The organism is Vibrio sp. Vb1729 (assembly GCF_033338655.1).
Taxonomy (GTDB): Bacteria; Pseudomonadota; Gammaproteobacteria; order Enterobacterales; family Vibrionaceae; genus Vibrio; species Vibrio alginolyticus.
Genome location: NZ_JAWOTB010000049.1, coordinates 164,860 through 179,439, shown reverse-complemented (window position 1 = coordinate 179,439; position 14,580 = coordinate 164,860). Strand labels below are relative to the sequence as shown.

Here is a 14,580-nt window from a genome sequence, read left to right as displayed (position 1 = left end):
ATAAACTGTCAACACAACACAAAAGAGCAAGGTTTACACCTGTTTATTTTTTAACCTCAATTACTATTGGAATCGCACATGGATCTCGCCTTCGACCGCCAGCATATCTGGCATCCTTACACTTCTACATTGACACCTCTGACCTGCTACCCAGTGGCATCGGCAAATGGTGTGCACATTAAATTGGAAGATGGTACTGAGCTGGTCGATGGCATGTCTTCTTGGTGGTCGACGATCCACGGCTATAACCATCCGCACTTAAATCAAGCCGCTCACCAGCAAATCGATAAGGTCTCTCACGTGATGTTTGGCGGGATTACCCACCAGCCAGCAATCAGTTTGTGTAAGAAGTTGCTATCCCTAGCACCAAGTAATCTTGAACATGTATTCCTTGCCGATTCAGGCTCTGTTGCCGTAGAAGTCAGCTTAAAAATGGCACTTCAATATTGGCATGCAAAAGGCGAACGCCGACCGAAGTTTCTTACTTTGCGACACGGTTATCACGGCGATACGTTTGCGGCGATGTCGGTCACCGATCCTGACAACTCAATGCACTCTCTCTACAAAGGCTTTTTGCCTGAGCATATCTTTGCGGAGTCACCAACTTGTGGTTATTGGGATGAATGGGATCCAGAAGCTCTTACTGACTTCGAGCATAAGATTGATACGCACCATCAAGAACTTGCTGCGGTGATCCTAGAACCTATTGTTCAAGGCGCAGGCGGCATGCGCATCTACCATCCAGAATTTCTCAAAGGCGTGCGTAGGCTTTGCGACAAATACGGCTTGTTATTGATTGCAGATGAGATCGCTACCGGATTTGGTCGTACCGGTAAGTTGTTTGCCTGCGAACATGCAGACATTCAACCAGACATTCTGTGTGTCGGGAAAGCACTCACTGGCGGCTACATGACCCTCTCTGCGACCCTGGCGAGCAAACACGTAGCAGACACCGTTTGTGGTGGTGATGCAGGCTGTTTTATGCACGGCCCAACCTTTATGGGTAACCCACTTGCCTGCGCTGTTGCCACTGCAAGTTTGGAATTGATTGAACAAGGTAACTGGCAACAGCAAACCCAACAAATCGAAGCGTTGTTTTCTGAGTTACTGCCAAAACTTGAAGAACACGAGTTGGTAAAAAACACCCGTTGGTTAGGTGCCATTGGCGTAGTGGAGACGTATCGCCCTGTGAATATGGAAACCATCCAAGCCTTGTTTGTTGAACACGGAGTGTGGATTCGTCCATTTGGCAAACTGATTTATATGATGCCGCCGTTCATCAGCAAGCCAGAAGATATTGAAAAGTTAGTGAATGCGATTGATGCTGCGTTACAACGTAAAGACTGCTTCGCTTCATAGTTCAATTGAACATGAAAACGGTTTGAGTATGAGACTCAAACCGTCTCGTTATTTATTAGAGCAGTAAAGTTATCGGAGTTGACTGTCTTTACTCGCTCGTCTATTGAACAATGCTTGGCGTTGAGACACCAATTCGATTGTTGACTGACATTCGATACACAAACGAACGCCTTTCATAGCAAAACGACGTGCTTCTGGGATCTCATCACCACACTCATCGCAATAATGGGCGCTTTCACCCCTTGCGATACTGCCACGAACACGGGAAATCTCGTCGTCTATTGTGTTTTGAATTTGTTGGCTGACGCTATCGTCATTGGCCCACCCTACGGCCATAAGCCCTCCTCGTTACTTGAATGAGAAAATCTACTTACCGTGGTAAGGTGGATGATTATATCGATTACAAATAACAAGATAATTAGGGTAAATTCGAAAACACTATTGCAGCTTAGTAATAATCAATTTTCACTCGACGCAGATAACAAAAAACCCAGCACTAAGGCTGGGTTTTGGTGTTCTAGTGGTTAATGAATTAACCGATGTGCGTTGCGCCCGCCATGTACTTCTGAAGTACTGTAGGGATTGCAATACGGCCGTCTGCTTCTTGGTTGTTTTCTAGGATAGCAACCATTGTACGACCTACAGCTAGACCAGAACCGTTTAGCGTGTGTACAAGCTCAGGTTTCTTCTCGCCTTTACGACGGAAACGCGCTTGCATACGACGAGCTTGGAAGTCCCACATGTTAGAACATGAAGAGATTTCACGGTAAGTTTCTTGAGCAGGAACCCAAACTTCTAGGTCGTAAGTCTTACGAGCGCCGAAGCCCATGTCACCTGTACATAGAACCACTTTACGGTAAGGAAGCTCAAGAAGTTGTAGAACTTTCTCAGCGTGACCTGTTAGCTCTTCTAGTGCGTTCATTGAATCTTCTGGCTTAGTGATTTGTACTAGCTCAACTTTGTCGAACTGGTGCATACGAATCAAACCACGAGTATCACGACCGTAAGAACCTGCTTCTGAACGGAAACATGGCGTGTGAGCTGTCATCTTAATTGGTAGATCCGCTTCGTCAGAAATCGTGTCACGAACTAGGTTCGTTACAGGTACTTCTGCAGTAGGGATTAGAGACAGTTTACGTGGCTCTTCGTCGTTTACTTTTTCTACTAGCGGCTCAGTGTGGAAAAGATCTTTACCAAACTTAGGAAGCTGACCAGTACCGAATAGGCTGTCAGAGTTTACTAGGTAAGGTACGTACATTTCTGTGTAGCCGTGCTCTTCAGTGTGAAGATCCAGCATGAACTGAGCGATTGCACGGTGTAGACGAGCAAATTGGCCTTTCATCACGATGAAACGTGCGCCAGTGATCTTAACTGCACTTGCGAAGTCTAGACCGTCGCCCATTTCGCCTAGGTCAACGTGATCTTTCAGTTCGAAGTCGTAAGACTTTGGCTCACCCCAACGAGAGATTTCAACGTTGTCGTTTTCATCTTTGCCATCTGGCACTTCATCTGCTGGGATGTTTGGTACAGAACGCGTGAATTCGTCTAGTTGAGCAATTACTTGCTCAAGTTCAACTTTCTTCGCATCAAGATCGCTACCTAGCGTACCGATTTGTTTCTTGATCTCTTCTGCGCCTTCTTTGTCGCCAGCCGCCATTTTTTGGCCGATTTGCTTGGAGATGGAGTTACGCGTGGATTGTAAATTTTCTACTTCTACTTGAATGGACTTACGTTGTTCTTCAAGTTTACGAATAGTATCTACGTCTAGCTTAAAGCCACGACGCGCCAGTTTAGCAGCTGTTTCATCCAGCTCTGTACGAAGTAATTTAGAATCCAGCATTGTTAATCCTATGCTTTTTGTTGTGAAATCACGCGCACTTTCCAAGCGTACGCGTTAAAAAAATTTACTAAACAAATGTATCCAAAAACGCCTACTTTTCATAGCGCTTTTGTGGGCTATTTGCGTCTAAAGTAGCCAAGTAATCTAACTTTTCGCCGATTTTGGTCTCCAGACCACGATTTGTCGGCTGATAGTACCTACGATCGCCCATTTCAGGCGGCAAATATTGCTCACCTGCTGCGTAAGCACCAGGCTCATCGTGAGCATAACGATACTCAGCCCCATAACCCATGTCTTTCATCAAACTGGTTGGCGCATTTCGAAGGTGATGCGGCACTTCATATTCAGGTAAGTTATGAGCGTCCGTTAGCGCTTGTTTCCAAGCAACGTAAACGGCATTACTCTTTGGAGCGCACGCGAGATAAACAATAGCTTGAGCAATCGCACGTTCACCTTCTGCTGGACCAACGCGTGTAAAACAGTCCCACGCGGAGAGTGCCACTTGCATGGCTCTAGGGTCCGCATTGCCGACATCTTCCGATGCTATCGCAAGTAATCGACGGGCAATATAAAGAGGATCACAACCCGCAGCAATCATACGTGCAGCCCAGTAAAGCGCCGCATCTGGGTTAGAGCCACGAATGGATTTGTGGACCGCAGAGATTAAGTCATACCAGATATCACCTTTGTTATCGAAGCGAGAGACTTTCTCCCCTGCCACTTCAGCCAGCAACTTAAGCGTGATCTCTTTTTCACCTTGCGCATTATCTTCTGCCATGTCGTAGAGCAGCTCAAGATAATTGAGAGACATGCGAGCATCACCGTTGACCAGTTCTGCTAGGCGGTCTAATACGTTATCAGCGAAATGTGCGGGTGTATTGCCCAAGCCACGCTCTTTGTCACTGATCGCTTGATTCAGCGCCAGTGAGATTTCATCTTTATCGAGAGACGTTAGCTTGTAGACACGTGCACGTGACAGCAATGCGTTGTTTAACTCAAACGATGGGTTTTCTGTCGTCGCACCAATAAAGGTAACCGTGCCATCTTCGATATGCGGTAAAAACGCGTCTTGTTGAGATTTGTTGAAGCGATGCACCTCATCCACAAATAAGATGGTGCGGCGACCCGCCATTTTGTTCTCACGTGCTTTCTCGATTGCAGCACGGATTTCTTTCACACCAGACGTTACGGCAGACACACGCTCTACTTCAGCATTGGCGTAGTTTGCAGCCACTTCCGCTAATGTCGTTTTGCCTGTGCCTGGTGGTCCCCAAAGGATCATAGAGTGAATGTGACCCGCCTCTAGCGCACGGCGCAGTGGCTTACCAGGGCCTAAAATGTGCTGCTGTCCAATGTATTGCTCGATTGTTTCCGGTCTCATACGAGCAGCAAGGGGACGAAAATCTTCGTCCCCCGAGAAATCTAATGTGTAATTACTCACTACCAATTAATTCCTTTGGTCATCCACTTCCACACCTTTTGGAATTGTGAATGTGAATCTGTCTGCTTTTGGTTTACCCAGCTTCACGTTGTTAAAGGTGAACAAACCTTTTTGACCGTCTTGCTCAACCACGTTGAAGCCTTTCACGACACCTTTGGCATCAATATTAATCTGGAATTGACCTTGTGTGGAGTCTACTGCGGTAGGAATGAGAGTGAACTGGTCACCTTTTTGAGATATTTTGTAGTTATTCCAATCACTTGCTCGGTTACGCGTTAGCAAAACAAATGGCGTTTGCTCTGTTGCTTGCTCTTGCCAGTAGATGCTCACTTGCTCGATGAATGGGCTGTAGTACCACAATGTCTTACCGTCAGAGACCAATAGGTTCTCATCAGGGAATGTTGTGCTCCAACGGAACAGGCTTGGGCGGGCAATTTCAACCGTACCTTCTCCTTCCATAACCGTTTCGCCTTCAGGGCTGATAACCTGCTGAGAGAAATCTGCACTAAAGCCATCATTCATAGAAAGGCGTTTGTTTAATTCATCTTTAGGAGATGCTGCGTGTGCAGTAGAGAAGAGGGAAAAGCTTAAAACAAGCGCGGAGAAAAGTTTCGCTGAAAATAGTTTTTTCATTCAGATACCTATTATTAGAACCACTCACCTCAGTTGGACTGAGGTGAGTAACACAAGTTCATTAATCTTTTGGTGGCGCAGGTGCCAGTACTTCACGGTTACCGTTATGACCCGGAGCACTTACGATGCCCTGCGCTTCAAGCTGCTCTACAATACGGGCGGCACGGTTGTAACCTATCTTAAATCGGCGCTGAACACCGGAAACCGAACCTCGACGTGATTGAACCACGTGCTCAACAACTTGATCGAAGAGCGGGTCTACATCTTCATCCGCTTCCATTTGCTCACCTGGCAATAGACTTTCTGGAGTTTGATCTCCACTGATGATCTCTTCAATGTAGTTCGGTTTACCACGCGCTTTCCAGTTGTTTACAACAGCATGAACATCATCATCTGATGCAAATGCACCGTGAACACGAGTTGTATGACTTGACCCCGGCGGTAGATACAACATATCACCCATACCAAGTAGTGATTCTGCGCCGCCTTGATCTAGGATTGTACGAGAGTCCGTTTTAGTCGATACCGTAAACGCAACACGAGTTGGAATGTTCGCTTTAATTAGACCGGTAATAACATCAACCGATGGACGCTGAGTCGCAAGAATTAAGTGAATACCTGCCGCACGCGCTTTTTGCGCCAAGCGAGCAATCAGTTCTTCAACTTTCTTACCTACCACCATCATTAGGTCAGCAAATTCGTCAACAACAACGACGATGTAAGGCAGCTTTTCTAGCAATGGCGGTTCAGTATCCATGCTGTCGCCTTCCTGCCAGAACGGGTCATGGATTGGGTGGCCCGCTTCTGCTGCCATCTTCAATTTTTCGTTGAAGCCCTTCACATTACGTACACCTAATGCCGACATCAATTTGTAACGACGTTCCATCTCGCCCACACACCAACGTAGAGCATTTGATGCGTCTTTCATATCAGTCACAACTTCAGAAAGAAGATGAGGGATACCTTCATAAATAGAAAGCTCTAGCATTTTCGGGTCAATCATGATGAAGCGTACATCTTCTGGACCTGCTTTATACAGCATGCTCAAAATCATCACGTTCACACCCACCGACTTACCAGAACCTGTTGTACCTGCTACTAGCACGTGAGGCATCTTCGCAAGATCGGCCACCACGGCTTCACCCGCAATGTCTTGACCTAACACAACCGTTGTTGGTGACGTTGCTTGCTCAAACTGAGGGCTACTGATGACATCAGATAAATAGACCGTCTGACGACTCATGTTTGGCAGTTCCAAACCGATGTAAGGCTTGCCAGGGATTACTTCCACGACACGTACCGCCATCGCAGACAATGCACGCGCTAAGTCAGTTGAAAGACCAGAAATACGACTTACTTTCACCCCCGGCGCCAAATCAAGCTCAAAACGAGTGATCACTGGACCAGGATAAATACCAACCACATCGGCTTTGATTTTGTAGTCAGCGAGTTTGCTCTCTACCAATCGAGCGACCTGCTCTAACGCATCACGGTCGATAAAGTTTTCACGTTTTTCTGGATGATAAAGCAACTCGAGCGTTGGGAGTGGCTCTTCCGGAACTGGCAAGTTTTCTTCTTTCTGTACCAAAAATGGGTTCTGTGTTGCAGCGACTTTGGCTTGCGCATTGGAAACCATATCTTGGAATGCGGTAACGTCTTGGTCGTTGTCTTGGACCTCTTCTACCTCCACTTTTTGAGGTGCAGGTTCAAATGTTGTTGAAGGTGTTGCAACTTGCTGATGAGGCGTTGTTGGCTGTACTTGCTGCGCAGGCTGAGACTCCACTTCGTCTTCATCATCTAACACATCAAAGTCAGAGATCGTAGGCTCAATATGTTGGCTCGATTCCGTTTGCGCCGTGATGCTATCTAACACAGCAGAATCAATTGCAGGCTCTTCATGTACAGGATGCTCAATACTTGGCTGCTGTACTTGCTCTGCTTCAAATTGTTCGTACTCCGCATAATCTGGTTCAACACTGATCGGTTCTTCTGTAGCTGTATGTTGCTCTACATAGGAAGAGTAAGTGTCTGCAAATGATGGGGCTGCCTGCTCTTCAGTTCCCCAGTCATCTGCTTGTTGCGCCGCTGCTTCAAGCTCTTCTATCGTAACATTCAGTTGCTCGGTGCGTTCCAAGAGCGGATCAACGTTATCAGTGTTAACCGTATGGATAGGTTGTATTTGAGGCTCAGGTTCAGAATAAACTGGCGCAGCATTAACCGTAGCCTTGCGTTGTGGTGGCGTTGGTTCTACCATCGCCTGTTCCGCAGGCTTATCAGGTTTAGCTTGCGGCATATAAATAGGATACTCATGCGCTGGCGCCGACTCTTTCGGTTCATCGACATCGTACGCCGTTAAATGAGGAAGCGGCTCATCATCAATTTCATGGTCTACATTATGTTTAGGCGTAGAGACTTTATCTTCTACAAACTCATCAAGCTGAGGTTCTAAAACTTCCTGCTCTGAACCTCTTGCCTTATTTGCAAGCGCGGCGATTAGTGCTAATGCACGATCACCAAGCCATTCCACGATGTTAAGCCATGAGATGCCAGTGAAGAGCGTAAAGCCCGCTCCCCACAAGAACAGCAGTACCAATGTGGTACCGAGTACATTTAATGTAGGTAAAGCGAGGCTAGACAACACATCCCCGACCACACCTCCGGATGAAAAATACCAAATGTCATCAAAATTAATATCGGCAAGACCGCAACTGGTCATAATAAGGACGACAAGACCGAGCAGCCTTGTACCCCATAGCATGAAATCAATGGGCTCATCTTCTCCTCGTTTACGGCAAATCACCCATGCAGCCGCCGCTAGCAAGAAAGGGATTGGGTAAGCGAGAGAGCCAAATGTGAAGAATAGAGTATCGGCTAGCCAAGCGCCGAAAAGGCCACCAGCATTATCGATATCCCCTCCCCATGCGGTTTGGGACCAAGAAGGATCGGCCGGACTGAAGGTAAATAGTGCAACCGCAAGCAATACCGAGCTAAGAACGCCAACGATAAAGCAGCACTCTTTTAAGCGTTGGAAGCCATTTAAGCGTGAAGACTGGGGCTCTTCACTGGTTTTGATAATGGTTTCGACTTTCTTTGCGTTCTCTTTGAACATAAATCAACTTGAATATGGAAATGAAATAGGAAATTGCAAAACATTCCGAGCGGCATCAAGCCGCTCGGTAAATTGATTTAACCATATCAAGGAGAAAAACCCAATTACTCTCTGGCGAAAGCGGAAGCATATACCGCTTTCTTTGCAAGAAATTAACGAGTTTTGATCACAAGCTGGTTAGATTGTTTCACTTCTTCCATAACAACGTATGTGCGAGTGTCATTTACGCCAGGTAGACGTAGTAACGTATCGCCCAATAGTCGGCGGTAAGCACCCATATCTGATACACGGGTTTTAAGAAGATAGTCAAAGTCACCTGAAACAAGATGACACTCTTGTATGTCGTCTAGCTTTTGAACAGCTGAGTTAAACTGCTCAAACACATCCGGCGCACCACGGTTTAGCGTAATCTCAACGAATACTAATAGTGATGCATCCAGGAACTGCGGATTCAATAATGCAGTATACCCTGTGATATAACCCTGACGCTCTAAGCGACGTACACGCTCCAAACATGGCGTTGGAGAAAGTCCCACACGTTTTGAAAGCTCAACGTTTGAAATACGACCGTCTTTCTGCAGCTCATTAAGAATGTTGCGGTCGATACGGTCTAGTTCCTTGGACGGCTTTTTATAGTTGTCTGCCATTTTTTATTCCACCTTATTACTTCCTTGCAAAAAAATATACTACAACTTTTTAATATTTGGTGCCAAATTTTACAAATCTATAACTATACTAGTTATTAATTCGACAATAACACCCTACTAACAGTTAATACAACCATTATAGAAAGAGGATACAGGATGATCATTGGCGTACCTAAGGAAATCAAGAATCACGAATATCGTGTTGGTATGATCCCAGCTAGCGTGAGAGAACTCATCTCACATGGTCACCAAGTTTTAGTTGAGACCAATGCAGGTGCCGGCATTGGTTTTTCAGACGATGATTACATCGCTGTCGGCGCATCCATTCTCCCTCATGCTGCTGACGTATTTGCGCAAGCAGACATGATTGTAAAAGTAAAAGAACCCCAAGCAGTAGAGAGAGCAATGCTCCGCGAAGGGCAAATTTTATTTACTTATTTACACCTAGCACCAGATTTTCCACAAACTGATGAGCTAATCAAGAGCAAAGCTGTCTGTATAGCCTATGAGACTGTAACAGATAATATGGGTCGTTTGCCACTGTTAGCACCAATGTCAGAAGTGGCAGGTCGGATGTCTATCCAAGCTGGTGCGCAAACGTTGGAAAAATCGCACGGCGGTCGTGGTCTGCTCCTAGGCGGCGTACCTGGTGTTGAACCTGCAAAAGTCGTTATCGTTGGTGGTGGCGTTGTTGGTGCAAACGCTGCTCGTATGGCGGTTGGCCTTCGCGCTGACGTCACTATTCTAGACCGTAACGTAGACACACTTCGTAAGCTTGACGAAGAATTCCAAGGTCGCGCAAAAGTGGTTTATTCTACTGAAGACGCTATCGAGAAGCATGTTCTAGAAGCGGACCTTGTTATCGGTGCCGTTCTAATTCCTGGCGCAGCAGCACCTAAACTGGTCACTAAAGAGCACATTGCTAAGATGAAGCCTGGTGCAGCAGTGGTTGACGTGGCAATTGACCAAGGCGGTTGTTTCGAAACTTCACACGCGACAACTCACGCAGATCCAACTTACATCGTTGATGAAGTGGTTCACTACTGTGTAGCAAATATGCCTGGCGCAGTTGCTCGCACTTCAACATTTGCACTCAACAACGCTACGCTTCCATACATCGTGAAGTTAGCAAATAAAGGCTACCGCGAAGCACTTCTAGAAGACAAAGGCTTCCTTGAAGGTCTAAACGTTATTCACGGAAAAGTAACATGTAAAGAAGTAGCAGAAAGCTTTGACTTGGAATACGTTGAACCAACTCAAGCTATCGCTATGTTTAATTAATGACAAAATAAAACATAACTTGTCACGTTTTGTTTACAAAAGCCCACTCATAAGTGGGCTTTTTCATATAGAGCGTTTGGCTATAAAGAATAACTAAATCTTATATGCACAAATTAAAATATTTCTAGGTGTGACCGATTTAGGGCAAAACTCTGACAATCTAACACGGTAACCACGTTCTTCAAGATAAAGCACTTTGTCTAATGCGAGCCAGATCTCCAACGGACGTTGAAAAACAAGTTGCACTAAGCTCATTCTCTCCATTTGCCAGAAGCGTTGTTCGCTTAACTTTTCAAAATGAGAGAAATCGATTTCTTGAGGAAGAACAATGCCTTTTTGCTCCGCTGCCCAGCGACATAAAGATTCAAAACCATCACTTAATTGCGACTTACGGATACTCGGCACAGGCTGATACTCTGCCATTCCCAAAGCTTGTCGCGTGATCAAATCAAACCCAAGACGAAACATCATTTCCTGCTGACGATGACGACGCACGCGCTCTCCTCCTGTCACCGTTTGTTGTAATGGGATACGCAGTTCTTGCTTAGACAATGAGAGAGAAGAAGCCCTGCCCGATTCCGACATCGGCTGGTATTGTTCCGACTGAATCAAGTGGTAACAACAAGGTGATATGGTCATCGCAGCAATCCCATTTTCACTGCCGTACTGCATTAGACGAGCGTGAAGGTCACCGCATGCATGCAGTGCTACTGCGTGTTGCGTTGGCTTAAACACGGCTTTCGCTTTGCTATCAAACGCGTCGCCTTGAATAAACGTCATCTTCCAATGATGTTCATTGGCTGCTTGTTGCCCCGAATCGCACAGTGCTTGTTGGTATTCAAAGCTGGTTACAGGCTGATCGGTTTGCGTTGTCAGGATTCGCCCCAAGTAACCTTTACCTGAGCACCATTCTAGCCATTCTTCGCCACAGTGTTGTTGAATTGCAGCTTCACCCATCGAGCTAATTTGCTCCAACTTACGTCCCGGAATACCGTTATCTAAACCACGAGCGAGTTCCAAGCCGTTTAACGACAAAAGCTCTAAATGAGTCAGTTCTGCGAGTTGTTCAAGCTCAGGCAAAAACGGACTAAGTGCTTTTAACGCGAGTTCTGGTGCTGCTTTGTATTCTTCGATTTGAGAGGGAGTAAGAGACGCTAGCCATTGGCACAGTCGAGGATGTTGCTCCTGCCAAGGTAATGATGTGTGAATGCTGCTTTTAAAAGGCTCGAATCGCCACAAAGATTGGTTTTCGATTAAGCAGTCATTAATAAACTGAAATTGCGTTTTCATAGATCCCCCTACAACGAGCGCATTGTAGAGGGAATCGAAACATCAATGAAGTGTTATCTGACCGGAAGCTCGATGTCTTTAAACATCTCTTCGATTTCTGCATTAGACTTCAACGAAATCGCCTGCTCAACCACTGGACGCGTTAAGTGCGGTGCAAAACGCTCCATAAAATCGAACATGTAAGAGCGTAAGAATGTACCACGGCGGAAGCCGATGCTCGTGGTGCTCGCGCCAAACAAATGGCTCGCATCTATTGCAACCAAGTCACCGTCCTGCTCTTCATCCACAGCCATGCTTGCAATCACACCCACACCAATACCCATACGAACGTAAGTTTTAATGACGTCTGCATCAGTTGCCGTGAACACCACTCGCGGGGTTAAACCTTCGCGGTTGAATGCTGTATCCAGCTCTGAACGACCAGTAAAACCGAACACGTAAGTGACTAATGGGTAAGCGGCAAGATCACTGATCGTTACTTTGTCTTTCTTCGCTAGTGGGTGGTCTTTAGGCACAACTATTGAACGATTCCAGTGATAACAAGGCAGCATGATGGCATCTTGATATAAGTGAAGAGCTTCTGTCGCAATCGCAAAATTCGCAGTGCCTTTAGCTATCGCCTCAGACATTTGTGACGGTGTACCTTGGTGCATGTGTAACGACACTTTTGGATAACGAGAAGTAAAACCTTTGATGACATCTGGCAGTGCATAACGAGCCTGCGTATGTGTCGTGGTGATATTCAGCGTCCCCATTTCTGGATGGGTGTGCTCTCCAGCCACCGCTTTGATACTTTCTACACGAGCGAGAATTTCTTGAGAGATACGTACAATTTCTTCTCCAGCTGGCGTCACTTGCGTTAAGTGCTTACCGCTACGTTCAAAAATCTGAATACCTAACTCATCTTCCAGCAACCGAACCTGTTTACTAATACCTGGCTGAGAGGTATATAAGCTTTCCGCCGTTGCAGATACATTCAGATTATGGTTTACAACCTCAACAATATACTTCAGCTGCTGCAGTTTCATCGTAATCCCTTACTTATTCATGAGAGAGTTTATTGGCCACTCAAGCGAGCGATATAATAATTAGTTATAACGCGTTCAAATCGAAATGAACAGCAATTTCTAACTTATACCTCAATCACATACTAATAATCTTCAAGCAAGAAACAATATGCACAAAGTTGAGCCAATAAATGACCGAAGTTCTATGATGTGACTTCTATCAGTAACTAAAACGTGGGAGAGACAAAATAATCAAACAAATAAGGTGCCGAGTAAGATAAGATTCATGTATTCTTTAACGCTAGCCGCAGAAAAGTAAAGCAGACGCAAAGATATGAATATTGGTTTAATAATCGCTTTGGTAGCCATCCTACTGGTGTTAATCCTAGGCTATAACATTATGTTGCAATATAAGGTTAAAGTTGAAACCGCAAAAAGGCAGGAATCAGCGCGATATGTAGCCTTGATAGATGGTACTGAAGAGTTGATTGGTCATGCGCACCATATCCCTTTTAGTAAAGAGCTGTTGCTGTGTCTAAACAATCGTATTCTTGACGCGCTAGAGAGCATGCATGAGCTGGACCCGAAGAACAAGCAACTTGCTCAACGTATCGAAAATATGAAGCAGCAGATTACGCAGCTAAAAGAGAATGGTCCTACTGGCGAGAGTACCACTTTCAAGATGCCGAGTAGTGATAAACAAGCTATCGTCATGCTTAAGCTGGTTAAACGACTTCGCGACACTATCCGTAACGAGCACAACAAAGGCCGATTGGATACCCAGACTTACGTCACCGAAAATGCGCGCTTGGAAACGATGCAAATTCGCATCAACATTGAAAATGTCATCAAAAGAGCAAACGACTCTATCGCTCGTGGCCAACCAGGCACCGCGCTTCAACTGCTGCGTAAAGGTATCGATGCTTTGAGCACTAAGAGCGATCCTTATTCTATCCAAGCGAAACAAAAGCTTGAAGAGATGTTAGGTGACTTAGATAAAAAGCGCCAAGATAAAAGCGATGCCGAAATGCAGCAGATTGCTGACAAAGAGCGTGACAATGACATGGAAGCTCTCTTCGGCGAGAAGAAAAAGTGGTAACATTCACTTCAGGTCAAAAAAGGCTGCAATTGCAGCCTTTTTTCTATCCGCAAGACAACGGATATGCCCAATAAAAATGTGAAGTACTAAAACTAAAATGATGAATCTAGACGCCTATCAAGATCTTCTTGCTCCCATTAACCAATTTCTGCGATGCAGTACACCTGATGAATGGGTAGAGGAAGCAAAGAAACCAGAGAACCTTCAAACCATTTTGTTAGACCACCTACTGTGCGAACTAAAAGCTGGCCAATCTGCCATGTTTTTAATTCGTAAGTATGCCGTTGACCAATCCAGTTCACATGCTCTACTTGACTGGTTTAAGCCCTACGAAGATTTTGCTTACCGTAACGTAGGCTCATTGGAAACTTTAAAAGGCAAGAGCAATATTTCTAAGTCAATCATGGCTAAGTCCGACTCACCATACAGCCAAGATTTGATCGATAAGATGGTGCTTTTGATAAAAGAGGAGTTACACCACTTTTATCAAGTTTTAGAGATCATGGAAAGTCGTGGAATTGAGTACAAAAATATTCCAGCAAGTCGTTATGCTAAAGGACTGATTTCGCATATGAAGACTCATGAGCCGGAAACGCTGATCGATAAACTCATCATTGGTGCGTACATCGAAGCCCGATCTTGTGAGCGTTTTGCCAAACTAGCACCACATATGGATGACGATATCGCAAAGTTCTACATTTCTTTATTACGTTCAGAAGCACGCCATTACCAGGATTATCTTGTATTAGCGGAGCAAATCGCAGGCAAAGATATCAGCGAGCGCATCGCCTACTTTGGACGTATAGAGGCAGATTTAATTTCTACGCCAGATACAGATTTTAAGTTTCACAGTGGTATTCCAGCCTAGCGAGCA

Annotated in this window: 12 protein-coding genes; 4 read left to right on the top strand and 8 right to left on the bottom strand. The window is 45.4% G+C overall.

Features of this window, described 5'->3' with window-relative positions; all coding sequences use genetic code 11:
• Positions 1–78: 78 nt before the first annotated feature.
• Complete coding sequence (gene bioA, locus R7E29_RS21205; RefSeq protein WP_054576394.1) at positions 79–1,359, top strand: adenosylmethionine--8-amino-7-oxononanoate transaminase; 1,281 nt, start codon at positions 79–81, stop codon at positions 1,357–1,359.
• A gap of 69 nt (positions 1,360–1,428) precedes the next feature.
• Here the strand turns inward: bioA and R7E29_RS21200 are convergent, their stop codons facing one another.
• From R7E29_RS21200 to lrp, 6 genes are all read right to left on the bottom strand, one after another.
• On the bottom strand, positions 1,429–1,695 hold the full coding sequence (locus tag R7E29_RS21200; RefSeq protein ID WP_017634396.1) for a DksA/TraR family C4-type zinc finger protein: 267 nt from the start codon (positions 1,693–1,695) through the stop codon (positions 1,429–1,431).
• Positions 1,696–1,891: 196 nt separating this feature from the next.
• On the bottom strand, positions 1,892–3,199 hold the full coding sequence (gene serS / locus R7E29_RS21195; protein ID WP_054576393.1) for a serine--tRNA ligase: 1,308 nt from the start codon (positions 3,197–3,199) through the stop codon (positions 1,892–1,894).
• 91 nt (positions 3,200–3,290) lie between these two features.
• Positions 3,291–4,646 (bottom strand): replication-associated recombination protein A, encoded by a 1,356-nt coding sequence (locus R7E29_RS21190; protein ID WP_038889531.1) that lies wholly within the window; start codon positions 4,644–4,646, stop codon positions 3,291–3,293.
• Positions 4,647–5,273, bottom strand: a complete 627-nt coding sequence (lolA, locus tag R7E29_RS21185) for an outer membrane lipoprotein chaperone LolA (protein ID WP_005388103.1) — start codon at positions 5,271–5,273, stop codon at positions 4,647–4,649. It lies immediately after the preceding gene.
• Positions 5,274–5,334: 61 nt separating this feature from the next.
• Positions 5,335–8,382, bottom strand: a complete 3,048-nt coding sequence (locus tag R7E29_RS21180; protein WP_054576392.1) for a DNA translocase FtsK 4TM domain-containing protein — start codon at positions 8,380–8,382, stop codon at positions 5,335–5,337.
• Positions 8,383–8,534: 152 nt separating this feature from the next.
• On the bottom strand, positions 8,535–9,029 hold the full coding sequence (gene lrp, locus R7E29_RS21175) for a leucine-responsive transcriptional regulator Lrp (RefSeq protein WP_005378234.1): 495 nt from the start codon (positions 9,027–9,029) through the stop codon (positions 8,535–8,537).
• A 156-nt stretch (positions 9,030–9,185) separates the two neighbouring features.
• Here lrp and ald point away from each other — a divergent pair, with 156 nt between their 5' ends.
• Complete coding sequence (gene ald / locus R7E29_RS21170) at positions 9,186–10,310, top strand: alanine dehydrogenase (protein WP_005378241.1); 1,125 nt, start codon at positions 9,186–9,188, stop codon at positions 10,308–10,310.
• 93 nt (positions 10,311–10,403) lie between these two features.
• Here the strand turns inward: ald and R7E29_RS21165 are convergent, their stop codons facing one another.
• Both R7E29_RS21165 and cysB read right to left on the bottom strand, forming a co-directional pair.
• Positions 10,404–11,600 carry a methyltransferase gene (locus R7E29_RS21165; RefSeq protein ID WP_017634951.1) on the bottom strand — a complete coding sequence of 399 codons (1,197 nt, stop codon included), beginning with the start codon at positions 11,598–11,600 and terminating at the stop codon, positions 10,404–10,406.
• 53 nt (positions 11,601–11,653) lie between these two features.
• Positions 11,654–12,628 carry an HTH-type transcriptional regulator CysB gene (gene cysB, locus R7E29_RS21160; protein ID WP_005388967.1) on the bottom strand — a complete coding sequence of 325 codons (975 nt, stop codon included), beginning with the start codon at positions 12,626–12,628 and terminating at the stop codon, positions 11,654–11,656.
• Between the two features lie 313 nt (positions 12,629–12,941).
• Between cysB and R7E29_RS21155 the strand changes: the two genes are divergently transcribed.
• The gene (locus tag R7E29_RS21155; RefSeq protein ID WP_005378247.1) at positions 12,942–13,706 is read left to right on the top strand and encodes a hypothetical protein; all 765 of its coding nucleotides are present in this window, start codon (positions 12,942–12,944) and stop codon (positions 13,704–13,706) included.
• Between the two features lie 97 nt (positions 13,707–13,803).
• Positions 13,804–14,574, top strand: coding sequence for a tRNA isopentenyl-2-thiomethyl-A-37 hydroxylase MiaE (gene miaE, locus R7E29_RS21150; RefSeq protein WP_017634952.1), 771 nt, complete (start codon positions 13,804–13,806; stop codon positions 14,572–14,574).
• Positions 14,575–14,580 lie beyond the last annotated feature (6 nt).

Coding starts and splice junctions, on each gene's coding strand:
- bioA (WP_054576394.1), top strand. CDS start 79: ATGGATCTCGCCTTCGACCGCCAGCATATCTGGCATCCTTACACTTCT.
- R7E29_RS21200 (WP_017634396.1), bottom strand. CDS start 1,695: ATGGCCGTAGGGTGGGCCAATGACGATAGCGTCAGCCAACAAATTCAA.
- serS (WP_054576393.1), bottom strand. CDS start 3,199: ATGCTGGATTCTAAATTACTTCGTACAGAGCTGGATGAAACAGCTGCT.
- lolA (WP_005388103.1), bottom strand. CDS start 5,273: ATGAAAAAACTATTTTCAGCGAAACTTTTCTCCGCGCTTGTTTTAAGC.
- R7E29_RS21180 (WP_054576392.1), bottom strand. CDS start 8,382: ATGTTCAAAGAGAACGCAAAGAAAGTCGAAACCATTATCAAAACCAGT.
- lrp (WP_005378234.1), bottom strand. CDS start 9,029: ATGGCAGACAACTATAAAAAGCCGTCCAAGGAACTAGACCGTATCGAC.
- ald (WP_005378241.1), top strand. CDS start 9,186: ATGATCATTGGCGTACCTAAGGAAATCAAGAATCACGAATATCGTGTT.
- R7E29_RS21165 (WP_017634951.1), bottom strand. CDS start 11,600: ATGAAAACGCAATTTCAGTTTATTAATGACTGCTTAATCGAAAACCAA.
- cysB (WP_005388967.1), bottom strand. CDS start 12,628: ATGAAACTGCAGCAGCTGAAGTATATTGTTGAGGTTGTAAACCATAAT.
- R7E29_RS21155 (WP_005378247.1), top strand. CDS start 12,942: ATGAATATTGGTTTAATAATCGCTTTGGTAGCCATCCTACTGGTGTTA.
- miaE (WP_017634952.1), top strand. CDS start 13,804: ATGATGAATCTAGACGCCTATCAAGATCTTCTTGCTCCCATTAACCAA.